The following is a 17,140-nucleotide window of genomic DNA, read 5'->3' on the forward strand; positions in this document are numbered from 1 at the left end:
CCACTCCTCCCATGCACAAGGGCTTTGTTTCTATAGCGCTTCTACTAACGTGGCCAATCCTTGACCGCCGCCTATGCACAACGAAACGATTCCGTATTTCTTTTGGCGACGTCTCAGCTCGAAAAGAATCGTACCTGCCAGGCGAGCACCGCTCATTCCGAGTGGATGACCCAACGCGATTGCCCCACCGTTCACATTGGTTTTCAGAGGATCCAGTCCCAGTTCTCTCATGCAGGCGAGTGACTGGGAAGCAAACGCTTCATTTAACTCAAACAGGTCGATTTGCTCTACGGTCATGTTCGTTTCTGCGAGCAGCTTGCGGATCGCAGCGACCGGACCAATGCCCATAATGCGCGGATCTACACCAGCGCTGACGAAATGAACAATGCGCCCCAAAGGAGCGACGCCTGTCTTTTGCAGCATTTTTTCGTTCATCAAGAGCAAAGCCGCTGCGCCATCGTTTATACCGGAGGAGTTGCCTGCTGTGACGCTACCATCTCTTCGGAAGGCAGGTCGCAACTTGGACAACGACTCCACACTGGAATCTCTTCTTGGGAATTCATCCGTATCAAACAGCGTCTCTTCCCCTTTTTTCCCTTTTAACGTGATGGGAATGATCTCATCGCGGAACAGACCTGCATCTATCGCGGTGATAGCCCGAGACTGACTCTCTGCTGCAAAACGATCCTGATCCTCACGACTGATGCCGAATTGCTCTGCCACGTTTTCTGCGGTATCTCCCATGGTCAGATCGCCATAGATCGAGACAGGAGCAGAACGAGGTCCGCCAAAAGACTCCATCAGTGTCTGTCCGCCGCGTTGATACGGCTGCTCGAATTTTTCCATGATGTACGGTGAACGAGTCAAATTCTCTACACCGCCAGCCAGCATGACCTGACTATGTCCTGCCTGGATGGACTGTGCAGCTAAATTGACTGCCTCTAGCCCGGATGCACATACCCGATTCACTGTCAGTCCAGGTATGGTGTCAGGAAGCCCTGCTTTCAACAAACCAACGCGGGCAATGTTAATAAACGGTCCGGCCGATATGACGTTACCCATGATGACCCCATCAACAATCTCACCGGATTGTCCTGCCTTCGCAAGCGCTCCATTCAAGACAATGGCTGTCAGGTCGTCGATGGGGGTGTTCTTCAGACTTCCGCCCAGCTTGCCGATTGGTGTACGTACGGCTGCTGCTACGTACACCTCCTTGTTAGTCAAGCTCATGCCTCTACACCCACTTTTTCTTCGTACGTGTAAAAGCCCTGCCCACTGCGTACGCCGACTCGCCCTGCCAGCACCAGCTTTCGTAATAGCGGTGCAGTGCGATAACGCTCCTCTGCCAGATCCCGTTGCAAGCCTCTCGATATCGCAAAAATCTCATCCAAGCCAACCCGATCTGCCCATTCGAGAGGACCGTATGGGTAGTTGGTGCCTTTTTTCATCGCGATATCAATATCAGTGGCCGTTGCTGTTTTTTCCATCAGAGTAAAGGCTGCCTCGTTGATAATGAGTGTTAAAATGCGTGGGAATACGAGACCTACCTCGTCGTTTACGGTTTCCGTCTCTTTCCCGAGCGATTGAAAGAAGCCTTCTGTGGCTTGAATCGTATCCAGCTCCGTTTGCAGAGCAGGGGCAATCTCAATCAGCTCCCGTTCGACCAAGGGTACGAGCGTTCCAAATCCGCAAACGCGTTCAGGATGCTGTGTCCAGGACGCTACCTCTGTCGCTGTAATCGCGAGCGAAGTCGTGATGATCGGTACGTTTGGTGGCAATAGGTCATCCAACTCACGTACCTGCCTCTTTTTCGCCTGCATATCCACGCTATTTACTTCCACTGCCAATTCAACCAGCTCAGGTTCCGCCATTGCTTCTGCAAGCGTAAGCACCTGGTAGCCTCTTTCCACCATCAATTGATTCAACTCCGCGTACAGCGGGCTTGTGCCTACGAGCAATACAGCCTTATTTGTTGTAGTCATAGAAGCCTTCCCCCGTCTTTCTGCCCAGGCTACCGGATTGAACCATTTGTTGCTGAATCCGGCTAGGCTTAAATCGTCCTTCATGGAAGAAGTCGGTATAGACCGATTTGGTGGTGGCAAAATTGATGTCGATGCCAATCATGTCTTGCAGCTCAAACGGTCCCATTTTGAATCCGCCAGCCAGCTTCATGATGCGGTCAATCTGCTCCACACCCGCCACATGATCGCCAAGGATGCGCAATGCTTCATTATAATAAGGACGTGCGATGCGATTGACGATAAAGCCAGGGGTGTCCGTCACCAGAACAGGAACCTTGCCCAGCTCTTGCGCAAATCGATACGCCACCTCCACATTTTCCTCGCTCGATTTTTTCCCGCGAATAACCTCAACCAAAGGCATGACGGGTGCGGGATTGAAAAAGTGAAATCCAAGAATACGTTCGGGATGCGAAAGGCCTCCTGCAATCTCCGTAATCGAGATGGAGGAAGTATTCGTTAGTAAAAGGGCATCCTCTCTGCAAATCTCAGAAAGCTGGCTGAAAATGCTTTTTTTCAAATCAAGACGCTCTGGCACCGCTTCGATGACGATATCGCAGTCTCCCAACTGCTCCATTTCCGAAACGAGATGGACCAGCTCTAGCGTCTCTGTCATTTCTTGCTCGCTGATTTTGTTTTTCTCCACGTCTTTTGTCAAGATCGATTCCAAATAGACAAGCGCTTTGTCCAACACCGCCTGATTTGCATCCAGCAGCATGACCTGATGTCCTTTGCGAGCGCAGACGAGAGCGATCCCCGCTCCCATCGTTCCCGCCCCAATGACGCCTACTGTTTTTATACTCACTTGGGCTTGCCTCCCTTCGCCTCTAACGGCCTGTAAAACGAGGCGCACGTTTTTCCATGAAAGCGGTGACCCCTTCTTTGTGATCCTCAGTGCTGCCAGCCGCCTCTTGTGCAAAAGCTTCATATTCCAAGGTCTCTTCCAACCCCATCTCAAGCCCTTTGTACATCGTGCGCTTGATCAAACCAATGCCCTTCGTCGGCAGTGACGCCAGCTTGTGTGCATACGCCAATACATCCTCCATGAAGCTCTCCGCAGGGTACACCTGATTGACCAATCCAATCCGCAGTGCTTCCTCAGCGGAAACCTTTTCCCCCGTCATCGCCAGCTCCAACGCCTTGCCGATCCCGACGATGCGCGGCAAGAAGTAGCAGCCTCCTGAATCAGGAACGAGCCCGATGTTGACAAAAGCATTGACGAAGGATGCCTTTTCCGATGCCAGACGAATATCACACGCCAGCGCAACACTCATGCCTGCACCTGCTGCTACACCATTAACCGCTGCGATGATTGGCTTCTCTGTTTTCTGAAACTGGAGAATCATTGGATTATAGCGATCCCGCAAGAAAGCCCCGTAATCCACATCTCCTCCTCCAGCAACGTCACTAAGATCCTGACCCGCATTGAACGCCTTCCCTGCTCCGGTAAGAACGATGCAACGCACGTCCGCATCCTTCTGTGCTTGCTTCAACGCATCAGTGATTTCCTTGTTCATGACGGCTGTAAACGCATTGAATTTGTCCGGACGGTTCAAGGTCACTACTGCTACGCCTTCTGACACTTCATAAAGAATCGTTTCGTACATGGCCGCCTCCTAATGTCCCGTAAAACGGGGTTTGCGCTTCTCCAGAAATGCTTGCATGCCTTCTTTTCGATCTTCGCTTGCCAAAAGAAGATAAAAGCTGTTTCGCTCGTAATCCATTCCCTCTTGAAGAGGGAGATCACCAGCTTTGTACACGGATTTTTTGATGACCTGTACCGCGAGCGGCGGCTGCTGGGCGATTTGCTTTGCCAGCTTGAGCGCTTCCTGATAGTACGCTTCTACTGGCACTACCCGATTGACCAATCCGTATTTCAACGCTTCTTTGGCCGAAATCGGCTCACCTGTGAGCAGCATCTCCAGTGCTTTTCGTTCACCTACCACACGCGTCAGACGCTGTGTACCACCAGCCCCAGGCATGACTCCCAGCTTGATTTCCGGTTGACCAATGACGGCTGTCTCCGAAGCGATCACAATGTCACAGTTCATCATTAATTCACAGCCACCACCGAGCACAAAGCCGCTGACAGCACCAATAATCGGCTTGGAGATGAGTGAGATGCGATCCCAAACCGCAAACTGATTGCGCTTCATGATGTCGATGGCTGATGCTTCCGCCATTTCATTAATGTCGGCACCCGCTGCGAACGCCCTCGCGTTGCCAGTCAGGATGATCACCCGTATATCCGGGTCGCGGTCCATTTGCTCAAGCTGGTCAACCAATTCGTCAATGAGCTGCAAATTCAGCGCGTTTAGAATCTTCGGTCGATTCAACGTAATGATACCGACACCATCTTCACTGGCTACGCTAATATATTCATAGGCCATGAACTGTCACACCCTTTTTTTTACAGGAGTTGGTTTAGATTGCTGCCTGTGATTTGTTTCGGTTATCTACGACTCGTATCGCTTTGCCTTCGCTACGCGTCAAGGAACTTGGCGGTTGCACCCGCAGCACCACGGACACACCTAATGTATTTTTGATGTGATGGCAAATTTCTTTCACCAATGACGAGAGAGCAGAGTTGTCATTTTCACTGAGCTCTTTTGCATATGCTGGTGTCAACTCACAGTGCACCTCAAAACGGTCGAGGGCACCGTCACGCTCAATGACGACCTGGTAGTGTGGAGCCAATTGGTTGAACGTAAGCAGGACGGACTCGATCTCTGTCGGGAACACATTGACTCCGCGAATAATGAGCATGTCATCTACACGCCCTTTGATGCGCGACATCCGCATGGTTGTCCGTCCGCACTTACAGGGCTCAGGATTGAGGGACGCGATATCACCCGTACGATAGCGGACAACCGGGAATGCTTCTTTCGTCAGCGACGTAAATACGAGCTCGCCCTCTTGTCCGTATGGAAGCACTTCTCCGGTATTCGGATCGATAATTTCTGCGTAGAAATGGTCTTCTGCGATATGTAGGCCATCCTGCGCCTCCTGACATTCAATGGAAACGCCTGGCCCCATCACTTCGCTCAGACCGTAAATGTCCACGGCTTTAATGTCGAGCTCTTGCTCCAACTGCACGCGCATTTCTTCCGACCACGGCTCCGCACCAAAAATCCCGTATTTGACACTTGTCTCACGTGGATCGATTCCTTGCTTTTTCATCTCTTCCACGATGTTGAGGACATAGGATGGCGTTGCTGCAATGCCACGTGGCTTGAAGTCCTCGATCAACGTAATTTGACGGGAGGTATTGCCGCCGGATACTGGCACTGCGACTGCGCCCATATGCTCGATGCCATTGTGCAGACCCAAACCGCCTGTAAAAAGGCCGTAGCCATACGCGTTATGGAAAATGTCCCCTGGCTCTCCACCCGCACAGCAAATGGCGCGGGCGACGATCTCCGCCCAATTCTCCAAGTCTTTTTTGGTGTAGCCGACAACAGTCGGTTTTCCCTTTGTCCCGGAAGAACCATGAATGCGTGCTACTTCCTTCATTTCGACCGCAAACAGATTGAACGGATAGTTTTCTCGCAAATCAGTCTTTTTCATAAAGGGCAGCTTCTGTATGTCTTCGATCGATTGGATGTTTTCTGGTTTCACACCAGCCTCATTGAATGCTTTTGTGTGGAAAGGAACGCGCTCGTATACGCGTTTAACCGTTTCTTTCAAGCGTGCCAGTTGCAGTTCCGTCATTTTCTCTCTTGGTAGCGTTTCCATTTCTGTATTAAAGATCATGTCGCTTCCCTCATTCCCTTGCGTTATGACTCGGTATGGAGTGCTTATTTTAAAATGTTACTCGCCTTTAAAAACTGGTTTTCTCTTTTCGCGAAAGGCTTCCAATGCTTCCAGACGATCTGTGGTAGGAATAATCACTTCATAGCACATGGTTTCGATATCTAGACCTGTCTGTAAATCAACACTGCTTCCGCGATCAATAGCTGACTTTGCCTGATAAACCGCCAACGGAGCATTTGCCAAAATCTCGTTTGCCAGCCCTATTGCCAGCTCACGTAGCTCCTCTGTATCTTTTGCAACAGCATTTACAAAACCGATATGGTACGCTTCCTCCGCTTGGATGCGCCTGGCAGTCAGGATCAGCTCCTTTGCCTTGGAAGGTCCGATCAAGCGAGACAACCGTTGTGTACCACCCGCACCAGGAATGATGCCCAAGCTCACCTCTGTCAGTCCCATTTTGGCATCTGCGACGGCATAGCGGAAATCACAGGCCAGCGCAAGCTCAAATCCCCCGCCAAAAGCAAATCCGTTGATCATGGCAATCGTCGGCTGAGGAAGCCTCTCCAACGCAGTAAATACATCGCGGATTTTGCGGACATTGCGGCGCACCTGCTGTTCCGTCAGTGTACGGCGCTCCTTCAAATCTGCCCCTGCACTAAATGCTCGCCCTTCTGCCTTCACGATGACCACGCGAATCTCTTTTGCATCCAAACGCACCTGCTCAATCAAGCTTCCCAAGCGCTCCAATGTATCGTAGTTCAAGGCATTCAGCTCATCTGGACGATTTAACGTAATCAGTCCTATATGTCCTTCACGTTCAAAGCGAACGCTCTCTTCCATCATCAACGTCCTCCTTGTGTAGGCGGGTTCACCCGTGCATACGTGCCGGTAGCAAAAGCCACAAGCTTGCCATCACAAGTCACGCGTGCTTCCATCACGATCAAGCTTTTTCCTTGTTTCAATACATGAGATTGTGCCTCGAGTACCTCACCGCGTGCAGGGTGGAGGTATTGAATCTTGCTCTCCACCGTCACACATTGCTGTACACCATCCACATGGGGTGCTGCCCCATGCCCCATCGCCACATCGGCTAATGTCGCCGTAACGCCTCCGTGTACGACACCTTCAATGCTATTGAACAGCTCGGGGCGAATTTTCAGTGCTACCTTACAGCCCTGTTCATCTCGGTGAACGACTTCTATGCCCAGGTAGTGGTTGAATCGATTACGGATCTCCACTGACATCTTTGCCCCCTTTCTCGTATCGTCTTGAAACAGTGAAAGGAGCCTAAGCACGTGGCTTTTGGCATCCTTTCTCCGTTTTAATTTCGCTGTCAGTTATTCGTTTTCGTCGATTTCGACGAAGTAATCACTTTTCCGGTACGCCAGTGCATCCAAGGTCGCTACCAAACCATGCTCCGTTTCTACACGGATGCGGTACCAGGCTGTGCGATTGTTTTTCTTCTCTTCGGTCGCAGTTGCCACCAAGCGATTTCCTTTCATGGCAGCAGCCAAAAATCCGATATTCATCGACAGTGCTACAGATGTTTTGCCATAGGAATTACAAGCCGCTGCAAAAACAAAGTCCGCCAGAGAGAAGATGATTGCGCCATGCGCGGTGCCGTGCGCATTCAGCATATGCTCGGCAACCGTAACTTCCGCAGTCGCCGTTCCTTCTCCCAATTCAATCAGCTTGATGCCCAAAAATTGGGCAAATGGATCTTGCTTTAGCTTCTCGCAAATCTCTGCGTAATGCTTCTGATGGAGCGCTTGTTCGTCTATCAATCTTTTCGTGGTCATGATTAAACGACTTCTGCAAAATGCATGGACACAATGGGTCCAGCGAAGCCACGGAGGTCTTTTCCTGCTGCGCGACCTTCAGAAGATGACAACGCTTCCATCAAAGCTTCTTTTGATTCGAAGTACATTTCTGCCATCAGATGCAGGTCAGATTCTCCCATTGGTGTTCCGTAGATTTTGCTTACTTCCATTTTGATTAAGCCAGGCATTTTTTCTGCCAATGGGCCATGTACCTCGAAATAATGCTTGTCAAAAGCATCGATATCTTCGGGCTTGCGATAAATTGCTACCAATTTCACCATCATGATCCCTGCTTTCCTCAGATTATAGTTGTAATGTGTGACGACGAATTCATATAACGTTATTTTAACGCATGTTAATATTTTTATTATATAAAGCCTTCGTGACAGGTGCAAGTATTTTTCAAAAAGCGCGAAAACTCCGTCTGCTCTTAATCCCCCCTTCTCTTCATGTTTATGACTGGCAAAAGGCTGACAGAATATGCTTCGATGGGGTGTCTTCCAACTTTTGTGGTCGGGGGAAGCCCTGCCACATGTTTTCCAGTCGCCTGTATCCTCACTTCGTTCGGGCGGTCTCCTTCCAAACATGTGACAGGACTTTCGAACAGCTGTGGTTGCCTTTGATTTTTCAAAACATTTGTTGGGGAATTTCGTGGGGGACTTTCTTGAATCAACTTACTTGATGCTTAATAAAAGCCGCGTGGGAAGAAGCAAATTTCCAGTCCAAGCGCCTCTGGAGCCCCACCCAGCGGAGGGATGAATGGCGGGAATGGTTTTAGCTTCAACCTCTGCTACCCCTTCTTTGAGACTGCTACTTTTGAAGCGTTCCCGACATTCATTCCGGAGCGGACAGTGAATCCCCCTTGCGGGGCGTAGACCGAAGCGTAGACTGGAAATGCGCTTCTTCCCCTCCCCAACAGCCACTTAATAAAACAAATACAAAAAAAGAGGACAGACCCAATGTCTGTCCTCTCGCATCGCTCCACTTCCTAGACCCAGACCCAGAAAATAAAGACGATGATCGCCATCATAATTACAAACAATCCTGCGAAAATACTGATCCGTGCAAACTCATGACCTTTTTGATCCATGTGCATCCAGACATACAGCTGGAAGAACGCTTGAACAAAGGCCAGTGCTACGATGAATGGTACGGTAAAACCTGATGGAATTGCTTCATACGCCACTGCAATGAATGCCAGTGCGGTCAATACGAGAGATCCGATGAAAGCAACAAGGTGTCTTTTCGGACCTTCGTGCTTCACTTTCGGTTTGCGTACCTCTTCATTATGAGCTTGTGCTCCCATAGATTATCCCACCTTTCCACCGATCATACCCATGAGATATACCACGGTAAAGATGAATACCCATACAACGTCGATAAAGTGCCAGTACAGACATGCCAGGTAGAACTTCGGTGCAGTTACTACCGTCAGGCCCTTTTTCGTCGCAGATAGTTGCAAAAGGATGATCCAACAAATCCCGAACGCTACGTGAGCTCCGTGGAATCCAACCAAAGTATAGAAGGCAGATGAAAATGCACTCGTTGACATTTTCAGTCCTTCATTTACATAGTGTACAAACTCGTAAATCTCCAAAGCAAGGAAGCCGAGACCGAGTATTACTGTGATAGTCAGCCATAGCTGAATCTTCTTGAGGTCTTTCCTGTGCAGAGCCAGTGTAGCCATAACACTTGTCATCGAGCTGGTAAGCAAGAGAAGTGTGGCCACTGCAACGAGATTCATGTCAAACAACGCTTGGGACGTTGGTCCACCATTTGCTTGATCACGAAGAGCGATAAATGTTGCAAACAAGGAACCGAAGAGAACTGTCTCCCCACCAAGGAAGAGCCAGAAGCCAAGAACCTTATTCTTACCTTCAAGGGTGGCTTTTTCCGGTTCGTCAGGCAATACTGCATGTGCGTGATGGTTAGCCATTAAGCCTTTACCCCTTTCTCTTCGAGTTCATCTTCATGAATGTGATAGCCTGGATCGTCTTTCACTGAACGGGTAAACATGCAGGACAGTGTAGCGAGTATTCCAATGACTACAACCACATAGTTGTGGTAGATAAAGCCATAGCCTGCCACGAACAATCCGAGAGACATCAGGAATGGCAAGAACGATGGCGATGGCATGTGAATGTCGCCAATAGGCTCCGCAGGCGTCATGCCTTTGTTACCAGCCATTTTCTCGACCCACAACGCATCCAAACCGCGAACGAGAGGGGTTTGAACGAAGTTGTACTCCGGCGGCGGCGAAGGAATCGCCCATTCGAGTGAACGTCCATCCCATGGATCTGCAGGAGCGCGTTTGGAGCTCTTCGCTGCAACGACTACGTTGATCACGAATAGGATGGTACCGATCGTCATACCAAATGCACCAATCGTACTGATAAAGTTCCCCATATCCAGGTTCTGATCTTTGAGGTATGTAAAGACGCGGCGCGGCATCCCCATCAGACCCAGGAAGTGTTGCGGGAAGAAGGTAAGGTGGAAACCAATGAAGAACGTCCAGAAGTTCCATTTACCGATTGTTTCGTTCAGCATTTTACCGAACATTTTCGGCCACCAGTAGTAAAGACCAGAGAAGAGACCGAATACGAGACCCCCTACGATTACGTAGTGGAAGTGAGCAACTACGAAATAACTGTCATGGTATTGGTAGTCAGCCGGCGGAACCGCAAGCATAACCCCTGTCATACCACCGATTGTAAACGTTGGGATAAATCCTACTGCAAACAGGTTTGCGGTAGGGAAGCGGATTTGACCGCCCCACATGGTCAAGAGCCAGTTAAAGATTTTGATACCTGTAGGAACAGCAATCAACATGGTTGCAAGTCCAAACAGTGTATTGGCAATTGCGCCCAAACCTGTTGTGAACATGTGGTGAGCCCACACCATGAAGCCCAAGAAACCGATCAGCGCTGTTGCAAATACCATGGAGCTGTAACCAAACAGACGCTTTCTTGAGAATGTAGAAACTACTTCAGAAATGACACCGAATGCCGGGAGAATCAAAATGTATACTTCGGGGTGACCGAAGATCCAGAACAAGTGCTCCCAGATAACAACGTTACCACCTGCGTCAGGGTTGAAAAAGTTTCCGCCGAACAAACGGTCAAACATCAACAGAACCAAACCAACCGTAATCGCAGGGAATGCGAAGAGGATCAAACCGGATGTAATAAAGGACGTCCAGGTGAACATTGGCATACGCATGAATGTCATACCTGGAGCACGCATGTTGATGATCGTAACCAGGAAGTTAATACCACCAATCAGCGTTCCGAGACCGGCAATTTGCAAACCGAGTACGTAGAAGTCTACGCCTCTGCCACTGTATTGATTCAAAGCCAAGGTTGTATACGATGTCCAACCAGCATCAGGTGCTCCACCCAAGAACCAGCTTGTGTTCAGTAGCACTCCCCCGAAGAAAAATAGCCAGAATCCGAGAGCGTTAACAAACGGGAATGCTACGTCGCGTGCACCGATTTGAAGAGGGACAATCGCGTTCATCAAAGCAAAAATGATCGGCATAGCCGCCAAGAAAATCATCGTAGTGCCGTGCATCGTAATTAATTCATTAAAAGTCTTGGCACCAACGAGTTCAATCTCCGGGTACATCAACTGCAAACGAATCAGCAGGGCTTCCAAACCACCGGCCAAGAAGAATATCCCACCAGCAATCAGATACAGGATCGCAATCTTCTTATGGTCCACTGTCGTAAGATAATCCCACAGCCCTGAGCGATTTGGTGCATGAGAAGCATGTGCAGACACGGGTTTACCTCCTTTTTAAGCGTCACTGCCTATGACGATTGTCAATGCAATAAGTTTTATGAGGTTTTACTTTACTTTTTCTCGCTTACGCTCAATGTCTCCATGTACTCTACAAGTGCTTTCACTTGGTTGTCATCGAGGTTGAGGTTAGGCATTTTGTTGCCTGGCTTGATTTTTTGCGGATCTTTCAGCCACTCTGCAATGTTTTCAGGCGTATGTGCTTTGATACCTGCTACACGTTCGCGATCTGCAAAGTTAGTCAGGTTTGGCCCCATCTTACCACCTTTACCTGCCACAGCGTGACATCCCAAACAGCTCTTATCAAAGATTTGTTGACCTTCTGCAGCCAGTGGAGAAGTTGCCGTTACAGGTTCTTTTGCCTGAACGCCCTTCATGTTTGCTACCCAAGTGTCAAAATCTGCTTGTTCCTTTACTTCTACCTTGAAGTCCATCAAGGCATGGGAGGCTCCACAGAGCTCCGCACATTTACCGTAGTAAATGCCTGCTTTGTCTGCTTGCAGCCACATTTTGTTTTCTTGCCCTGGGTTTGTATCGATTTTACCGCCCAATGCAGGAATCCAGAATGCGTGCTTAACATCAGATGCTGATAATACGAATTGAACCTTTTTACCAACCGGCAATACCAAGTCTTGTGCAGTCGCTACTCCAAGATCAGGATACTCGAATTCCCACCAGAATTGGTGAGCGGTAACCTTTACTTGAACTGCTTCCTCTTTCGGATACTCCTTGTGCAGTGCGAAACCAGTAGTAACAGTCGGAATCGCCATGATGATTAGGAGCAAGAAAGGAATTACCGTCCAAAGAATTTCAAGTGCATGATTTCCTTCGACCTGCTTAGGAATGCCTTGCTGTCCGGGACGTTTACGATAGCGGATAAGGACGTACGTAAAGATCGCCATAACGACAATGAAGACGCCGATCATGATAGCGGAGGACAGCTTCATCAGGTCAAACTGCATCGCAGCTACCGGACCAGAGGGCTTGAGCGCTGAGAGCTCATCCTTGCCACACCCGGTTAACACTAGCGCCAGCAGAGCAAACAGGGAAAACTGACGCCAATACTGTTGCCAACCCTTCATACCAATGAACCCCTCTTTCTTCGTGTTGGTAACGTTCTAGCCACGCCTACAACTAGAAGTTTTCGTACTTTTCTATCTGCTTAAAGAAATCGCATACAATACCATTCACAACTATAATACCCAAACGTGAAAAGTATTAGCAGCCATTCCAAAAACAAACAGCAAAGTAAGGGGCAGTATTGCACACTTCTACCCAAGCGTGGTAACCATTTAAGTATACATAAATTTTCCTTAATACAAAGGCTATTTGTTATGATTTTGTTAACAAATTTATGAACAATTTTGTGAACATTGCAGTTAATTTCTACCATACTATACATTTAAAAGGAGAATTCTATGCAAAAAAGACCAATTGCACTAGTCACTGGTACCTCAAGTGGCTTTGGTAAGCATGCATAAGTCGCTTTAGTCAAGACCGGTTTTCAGGTAATTGCTGCTATGCGTGATCCAGCAAAAAGAGACCCTCTTGACAAATTGGCAAGCTTACATATAGATCCTGAAAATCTGGAAGTCATTTCCCTTGATGTTACGAATTCGGAACAAATTCAGGAGGCGATCACCTCCATCATTGCAAAACATGGGCGCATTGATTTGTTGATAAACAATGCCGGCTACGCGTTGGGTGGCTTTGCTGAGGAGGTCTCTTCTGAAGAATGGCGCAAGCAGTTTGATGTAAATGTGTTCGGGCTGATCGACGTCACTCGGGCAGTCTTGCCTTATATGCGGCAGCAACAAGCTGGACGAATTATAAACGTAAGCAGCATCAGTGGGCGATTTGGTTTCCCTGGTCTCTCGCCGTATGCCGCATCCAAGCATGCAGTCGAAGGCTTCAGTGAATCGCTTCGCCTTGAAATGCTACCCTTTCAGGTTCAAGTCGTCCTTGTTGAGCCCGGCTCCTTTCGTACAGCCATCTGGGAGAAAGGAATGCAAGACCAACAGCTTGATGAAGACTCTCCTTACGCCTCCCAAATGAAGCAACTGATGCGTCACGTAGAAGCAATCATAGAAAAGGCACCTGCCCCCGACGCAGTCATCTCGACGATTGTCCATGCAGCCACCACTCCCAAGCCGCGATTCCGCTATCCGGTTGGCCGAGGTGTGGGACTTACAATCGCTGCAAAAAATTGGCTTCCGTGGTCATGGATTGAGCGAATCGTGACAAAGCGATCGTAATGGTTTTTCCATAAACAAAACACACCCCCAAGGAGTGTGTTTGCACGTAAACAACTATACACTTTCCGTTCGTCCTGTGCGTATCAGCCAAACATGCTGGATATATTCTGCTACGCCAAAAAATATCGCAACAAACCCGGCCCCGATTGCAGCGATTTGAGCCGTCGGCAAAAACACAATGCTTCCATAAACGATCAAAAAGCCGATAATCAAGTCAAACATGGTCGTAAGCCAAAGACTCCCTGCTGTAAGGATCGCCCTATCCAAAAAATATCCGGCGACTGCCAAGACAAATCCGACTCCGACAGACTGATATAGATTAGCGAAATTCACTTCTGGAAAGAGAGCATCTGCCAAAACGACCAACAACGGACTAACGAGCAGCTTCATCAAAAGACCGTCCACGTCTATTTACTCTCCTTTACTGGGGGTGTACTCAGTATGCCCCTCGTTTACTTCAGCCATGTCATGAGGCTATCGTATATGGGCTTGTAAACCATTTCCACCCAATAAACAGGATTAGGGACAACCCCTTTTTCAGCTCCTGCGTACAAGCCAACACTGATGACAAGCAACGCGAGAAAGACAGCGATCTCTTTGCGTTGTCGCATCCGAATCAATCGGGGCAGCTCATATGCACAAACGATTATAGATATAACGATGACAACAAATGTCGACATACAAACTCCCCCTCCCCTGTTTATACAATCACTTTTCTTCAAAGGCATTATTGATGGTTCCTAAACGTCTGATTTTCACAACAGCTTTGATATGTACAGGCAGCTTGGAAAATCCCTTTTCCCAATTGCTCCCTATCTTCTTCCATACTTTCGGGTATTGCCGATGAATCGCTTCTCCGAATCCATATATGTCTACTCCATGTTTCTTGGCATTGGCAATGGCTTTTGTCGCCAATGATTCCAGTGATTTTTCAGCCTCTTTTTCCAGCTCCTTGATCGTATCCTCCTCTGTCAGATCGAGCTTGCATTGCACTTCGCCAATATCATTTTCCAAACTGATCTGAACGATAACTTCAGGCGTGCCATTTTTCATGATAGCCTCAATTTTTGCGTCGGCGCGCATGACTTCCAGCGTCAAGAGTCCTCCCCCCTTGCAAGGCATACTTCCGACCGTACTTTTTACTTTGCCTGTAATGTAACTATAGGCTTTGCTGTCCGCTTCACTCAGCCAGTTGATCATCTTGTCTCCCCGGAAAGTAGCCAATGTCGTATATTGAAGAAGCACGGGGGTATCTATTTGCTCGACATTATTTCGTTGGTCCCCCTCCCTTGAAGGTCCGGTTAGTCGCACGCCTGTCAAAACCGCTTGTTTCCCTTTGCTGGTAAAATCAGTAATCAATTGATCCATCGTAATTGCTGCGGTAGGCGCCCATACTTTGGAGGATGTCTCTAAAGAAGCAAACATTTCTGTAGAAGGGATTTGTTCAAGCGGTGTGATCACTCTCAGGATGTTGCGTGCGGTCGTTCCTCTAGCGATGGCAATATAAAAGTCAGTCCGAAACTCATGGTCACGCGAGACAAAATCGATGACAGGAGCGATCCCTTCTCTCGCGACCTCCTCGCCAAATATGAGCATCCGCGTGTGGGCCATATAAATTTTCCGAGGAGAGATCGTGGTCATTTTCCGCACAGCCTCAAAAATTGTCGGAGCGTTCATCGTAAAGAGAGTAACAGGTGCACGTCCAGGCTTCCCCTTGTTGGCCGCAACCTCTGCAGGGTCGACTACTTGAACCGAAACTTGATAGCCTGTTTGCACTTTATCAATACCAATCCCGACCGCAATCGCCAAATCGTTCAGTTCTTTTCGATCCCAACAACCAGCTAGGATAGTAACGAGCACGATGCAGAGAAGAACTTTTATCCCTTTCACTGGTGCCCACTCCTTTACATGCTGTGGAAAATCTCTTACTTTTGCGGTGGTAATGGCTTTATCCTTTTTGATTGGCGTCGCAAATTGTTTTTGGTAATCGATTCAGGCCGTTTGTCCAAGGCCCAGCGAGGCAAGCGAAGGATCGTGTCTCTTTGCTCTTTCAAGGAAAACGGAGCAAACGATTCCATATAAGGTACGCCAAACGAGCGCAAACTGCATAAATGCAGCACCAAGGCTAGCATCCCTACAATAATTCCGTATATACCAAAAGAAGCTGCCAGCACCATCAGTGGAAAACGAAGAATCCTCACGGTAATCGACATATTGCTCGCTGGGAAAATAAAGCTGGAGATCGCGGTAATCGAGACCACAATAACCATCGCTGCCGAAACAATCCCGGCTTCCACCGCTGCTTGTCCGATGACCAGTGTTCCCACGATGGAAATGGCTTGACCTACTGCACGCGGCATGCGGATTCCGGCCTCTCGCAATATCTCAAAAGCCACTTCCATCATGATCGCCTCAATAAAGGCTGGAAAGGGCACTCCTTCTCGCTGTGCCGCCAAGCTAATCAGAAGCTGTGTCGGGAGCATCTCTTGGTGGAAGGTCGTAACGGCGATATAGAGAGAGGGAGCCAGCAACGCTATAAAAAAACAGGCGAAGCGCAGCATGCGAATCAACGTACTAAAATCAAAGCGCTGATAGTAGTCTTCCGCAGAATGGAAAAACTCAACAAAGAGAGAAGGCACGGTCAAAACAAAAGGAGTCCCATCTACAAGAATCGCTACGCGTCCCTCTAATAGATTCGCGGCCACTACATCCGGACGCTCCGAGTTAGAGATGGTGGGGAAAGGTGTGTAGGCTTCGTCCTGGATCAGCTCCTCAATCATTCCGCTTTCCATGATGCCATCGATGCTGATTCGATTCAGTCTATTACGCACTTCTTCTACCACATCTTCTTCTACAATCCCTTTCATATACACAACCGCGACTTCTGTCTTGGTTTCCTCGCCGATTCTGTTGATTTCAATCCATAGCTTTTCACTGGAAATCCGTCTCCGCAGCAGCGTAATATTCGTGCGAAGTGTCTCCGTGAAGCTCTCCCGTGGACCACGAATGACAGTTTGTGATGACGGCTCGGTGACTCCTCTATCCTTCCACTCCTGCAAACCAATATGAATTCCTTGCGAGCAGCCATCCACGAGAATGATGACACAGCCAGACAGCAATGCTGTAAACAAGGTGGGAAAATCGTATAAATCCCCCATATCCCCTACGGTCAAGATGGATTCTTTTAAAAAGGGAACGAACTCGTCCTCGCGTATCCCTTCCCATTCCTTCAAGCGCATTTTGTATAAGAGACTGTCGATTAAGACGGCTTGTACCAGATACGAATCAACCATGCCATCCGCATATATGACAGCTGCCCGAACGGGTTCTAGGTTATGTAGGACTACCTCTCGAATTACTATGTCATTGCTGTATCCGAGCGATTCTTTTATATAGTGAACGTTGTCGTCTAGGCTGCAACCAATCTGAGCCATTCGGATTGCTCCTCACATCGGCAATTATGAACACAGTTTCTCCGATTGCCCCCATTGCTAAA

General features: G+C 48.6%; 18 protein-coding genes and 1 pseudogene. 1 reads left to right on the forward strand and 18 read right to left on the reverse strand.

Annotated elements, in window-relative coordinates; all coding sequences use genetic code 11:
* Nucleotides 1-30: 30 nt before the first annotated feature.
* From ACUUHJ_RS26785 to coxB, 14 genes are all read right to left on the reverse strand, one after another.
* Entirely contained in the window at nt 31-1,230 is a 1,200-nt protein-coding gene (locus ACUUHJ_RS26785; RefSeq protein ID WP_472300463.1) for a thiolase family protein, read from the reverse strand.
* Nucleotides 1,227-1,982: a 3-hydroxyacyl-CoA dehydrogenase family protein gene (locus ACUUHJ_RS26790; RefSeq protein WP_172141345.1), complete on the reverse strand. Its 756-nt coding sequence runs from the start codon at nt 1,980-1,982 to the stop codon at nt 1,227-1,229. Before ACUUHJ_RS26790 ends, ACUUHJ_RS26785 begins: the two co-directional genes overlap by 4 nt.
* Nucleotides 1,966-2,823 carry a 3-hydroxyacyl-CoA dehydrogenase family protein gene (locus tag ACUUHJ_RS26795; protein WP_472300465.1) on the reverse strand — a complete coding sequence of 286 codons (858 nt, stop codon included), beginning with the start codon at nt 2,821-2,823 and terminating at the stop codon, nt 1,966-1,968. Before ACUUHJ_RS26795 ends, ACUUHJ_RS26790 begins: the two co-directional genes overlap by 17 nt.
* Before the next feature lie 22 nt (nt 2,824-2,845).
* Nucleotides 2,846-3,625 (reverse strand): enoyl-CoA hydratase-related protein, encoded by a 780-nt coding sequence (locus tag ACUUHJ_RS26800; RefSeq protein ID WP_289674583.1) that lies wholly within the window; start codon nt 3,623-3,625, stop codon nt 2,846-2,848.
* 9 nt (nt 3,626-3,634) lie between these two features.
* Nucleotides 3,635-4,408 carry an enoyl-CoA hydratase-related protein gene (locus ACUUHJ_RS26805; protein WP_289674584.1) on the reverse strand — a complete coding sequence of 258 codons (774 nt, stop codon included), beginning with the start codon at nt 4,406-4,408 and terminating at the stop codon, nt 3,635-3,637.
* Nucleotides 4,409-4,442: 34 nt separating this feature from the next.
* Nucleotides 4,443-5,771, reverse strand: a complete 1,329-nt coding sequence (gene paaK / locus ACUUHJ_RS26810; RefSeq protein ID WP_289674585.1) for a phenylacetate--CoA ligase PaaK — start codon at nt 5,769-5,771, stop codon at nt 4,443-4,445.
* A 57-nt stretch (nt 5,772-5,828) separates the two neighbouring features.
* Nucleotides 5,829-6,614: an enoyl-CoA hydratase-related protein gene (locus ACUUHJ_RS26815; protein ID WP_472300466.1), complete on the reverse strand. Its 786-nt coding sequence runs from the start codon at nt 6,612-6,614 to the stop codon at nt 5,829-5,831.
* Entirely contained in the window at nt 6,614-7,015 is a 402-nt protein-coding gene (locus tag ACUUHJ_RS26820; protein WP_007723391.1) for a PaaI family thioesterase, read from the reverse strand. The genes ACUUHJ_RS26815 and ACUUHJ_RS26820 overlap by 1 nt, the downstream gene beginning before the upstream one ends.
* Before the next feature lie 93 nt (nt 7,016-7,108).
* Nucleotides 7,109-7,570: a PaaI family thioesterase gene (locus tag ACUUHJ_RS26825; protein WP_048034722.1), complete on the reverse strand. Its 462-nt coding sequence runs from the start codon at nt 7,568-7,570 to the stop codon at nt 7,109-7,111.
* Between the two features lie 2 nt (nt 7,571-7,572).
* Nucleotides 7,573-7,872, reverse strand: a complete 300-nt coding sequence (locus ACUUHJ_RS26830; RefSeq protein WP_289678155.1) for an EthD family reductase — start codon at nt 7,870-7,872, stop codon at nt 7,573-7,575.
* Between the two features lie 707 nt (nt 7,873-8,579).
* Nucleotides 8,580-8,897 carry a cytochrome C oxidase subunit IV family protein gene (locus tag ACUUHJ_RS26835; RefSeq protein ID WP_015893238.1) on the reverse strand — a complete coding sequence of 106 codons (318 nt, stop codon included), beginning with the start codon at nt 8,895-8,897 and terminating at the stop codon, nt 8,580-8,582.
* Between the two features lie 3 nt (nt 8,898-8,900).
* The gene (locus ACUUHJ_RS26840; RefSeq protein WP_199927339.1) at nt 8,901-9,527 is read right to left on the reverse strand and encodes a cytochrome c oxidase subunit 3; all 627 of its coding nucleotides are present in this window, start codon (nt 9,525-9,527) and stop codon (nt 8,901-8,903) included.
* Complete coding sequence (gene ctaD / locus ACUUHJ_RS26845; protein WP_472300469.1) at nt 9,527-11,371, reverse strand: cytochrome c oxidase subunit I; 1,845 nt, start codon at nt 11,369-11,371, stop codon at nt 9,527-9,529. The genes ACUUHJ_RS26840 and ctaD overlap by 1 nt, the downstream gene beginning before the upstream one ends.
* A gap of 71 nt (nt 11,372-11,442) precedes the next feature.
* Nucleotides 11,443-12,471, reverse strand: coding sequence for a cytochrome c oxidase subunit II (gene coxB, locus ACUUHJ_RS26850; RefSeq protein ID WP_016741454.1), 1,029 nt, complete (start codon nt 12,469-12,471; stop codon nt 11,443-11,445).
* Between the two features lie 336 nt (nt 12,472-12,807).
* On the opposite strand from coxB, the pseudogene ACUUHJ_RS26855 reads away from it, so the two are divergent.
* Nucleotides 12,808-13,644, forward strand: a pseudogene (locus tag ACUUHJ_RS26855) (SDR family oxidoreductase).
* Nucleotides 13,645-13,698: 54 nt separating this feature from the next.
* Here the strand turns inward: ACUUHJ_RS26855 and ACUUHJ_RS26860 are convergent.
* The 4 genes from ACUUHJ_RS26860 to ACUUHJ_RS26875 are packed head-to-tail and all read right to left on the reverse strand — an operon-like array spanning nt 13,699 to nt 17,078.
* Nucleotides 13,699-14,049 carry a hypothetical protein gene (locus tag ACUUHJ_RS26860; protein WP_289674589.1) on the reverse strand — a complete coding sequence of 117 codons (351 nt, stop codon included), beginning with the start codon at nt 14,047-14,049 and terminating at the stop codon, nt 13,699-13,701.
* Nucleotides 14,050-14,096: 47 nt separating this feature from the next.
* Nucleotides 14,097-14,324, reverse strand: a complete 228-nt coding sequence (locus ACUUHJ_RS26865) for a hypothetical protein (RefSeq protein ID WP_472300470.1) — start codon at nt 14,322-14,324, stop codon at nt 14,097-14,099.
* A gap of 28 nt (nt 14,325-14,352) precedes the next feature.
* A complete protein-coding gene (locus ACUUHJ_RS26870) occupies nt 14,353-15,534 on the reverse strand; it encodes a Ger(x)C family spore germination protein (protein ID WP_472300471.1) in 1,182 nt (393 codons plus the stop codon).
* A gap of 35 nt (nt 15,535-15,569) precedes the next feature.
* Nucleotides 15,570-17,078: a spore germination protein gene (locus tag ACUUHJ_RS26875; RefSeq protein WP_289674592.1), complete on the reverse strand. Its 1,509-nt coding sequence runs from the start codon at nt 17,076-17,078 to the stop codon at nt 15,570-15,572.
* Nucleotides 17,079-17,140 lie beyond the last annotated feature (62 nt).

Source organism: Brevibacillus schisleri, assembly GCF_055685845.1.

What these genes read in the sequence shown, in the direction of transcription:
- ACUUHJ_RS26865 (WP_472300470.1), bottom strand. Translation starts at nt 14,324, where the DNA reads ATGTCGACATTTGTTGTCATCGTTATATCTATAATCGTTTGTGCATAT.
- ACUUHJ_RS26825 (WP_048034722.1), bottom strand. Translation starts at nt 7,570, where the DNA reads ATGACCACGAAAAGATTGATAGACGAACAAGCGCTCCATCAGAAGCAT.
- ACUUHJ_RS26800 (WP_289674583.1), bottom strand. Translation starts at nt 3,625, where the DNA reads ATGTACGAAACGATTCTTTATGAAGTGTCAGAAGGCGTAGCAGTAGTG.
- ACUUHJ_RS26875 (WP_289674592.1), bottom strand. Translation starts at nt 17,078, where the DNA reads ATGGCTCAGATTGGTTGCAGCCTAGACGACAACGTTCACTATATAAAA.
- ACUUHJ_RS26830 (WP_289678155.1), bottom strand. Translation starts at nt 7,872, where the DNA reads ATGGTGAAATTGGTAGCAATTTATCGCAAGCCCGAAGATATCGATGCT.
- coxB (WP_016741454.1), bottom strand. Translation starts at nt 12,471, where the DNA reads ATGAAGGGTTGGCAACAGTATTGGCGTCAGTTTTCCCTGTTTGCTCTG.
- ACUUHJ_RS26805 (WP_289674584.1), bottom strand. Translation starts at nt 4,408, where the DNA reads ATGGCCTATGAATATATTAGCGTAGCCAGTGAAGATGGTGTCGGTATC.
- ACUUHJ_RS26835 (WP_015893238.1), bottom strand. Translation starts at nt 8,897, where the DNA reads ATGGGAGCACAAGCTCATAATGAAGAGGTACGCAAACCGAAAGTGAAG.
- ACUUHJ_RS26820 (WP_007723391.1), bottom strand. Translation starts at nt 7,015, where the DNA reads ATGTCAGTGGAGATCCGTAATCGATTCAACCACTACCTGGGCATAGAA.
- ACUUHJ_RS26840 (WP_199927339.1), bottom strand. Translation starts at nt 9,527, where the DNA reads ATGGCTAACCATCACGCACATGCAGTATTGCCTGACGAACCGGAAAAA.
- ACUUHJ_RS26815 (WP_472300466.1), bottom strand. Translation starts at nt 6,614, where the DNA reads ATGATGGAAGAGAGCGTTCGCTTTGAACGTGAAGGACATATAGGACTG.
- ACUUHJ_RS26785 (WP_472300463.1), bottom strand. Translation starts at nt 1,230, where the DNA reads ATGAGCTTGACTAACAAGGAGGTGTACGTAGCAGCAGCCGTACGTACA.
- ACUUHJ_RS26790 (WP_172141345.1), bottom strand. Translation starts at nt 1,982, where the DNA reads ATGACTACAACAAATAAGGCTGTATTGCTCGTAGGCACAAGCCCGCTG.
- paaK (WP_289674585.1), bottom strand. Translation starts at nt 5,771, where the DNA reads ATGATCTTTAATACAGAAATGGAAACGCTACCAAGAGAGAAAATGACG.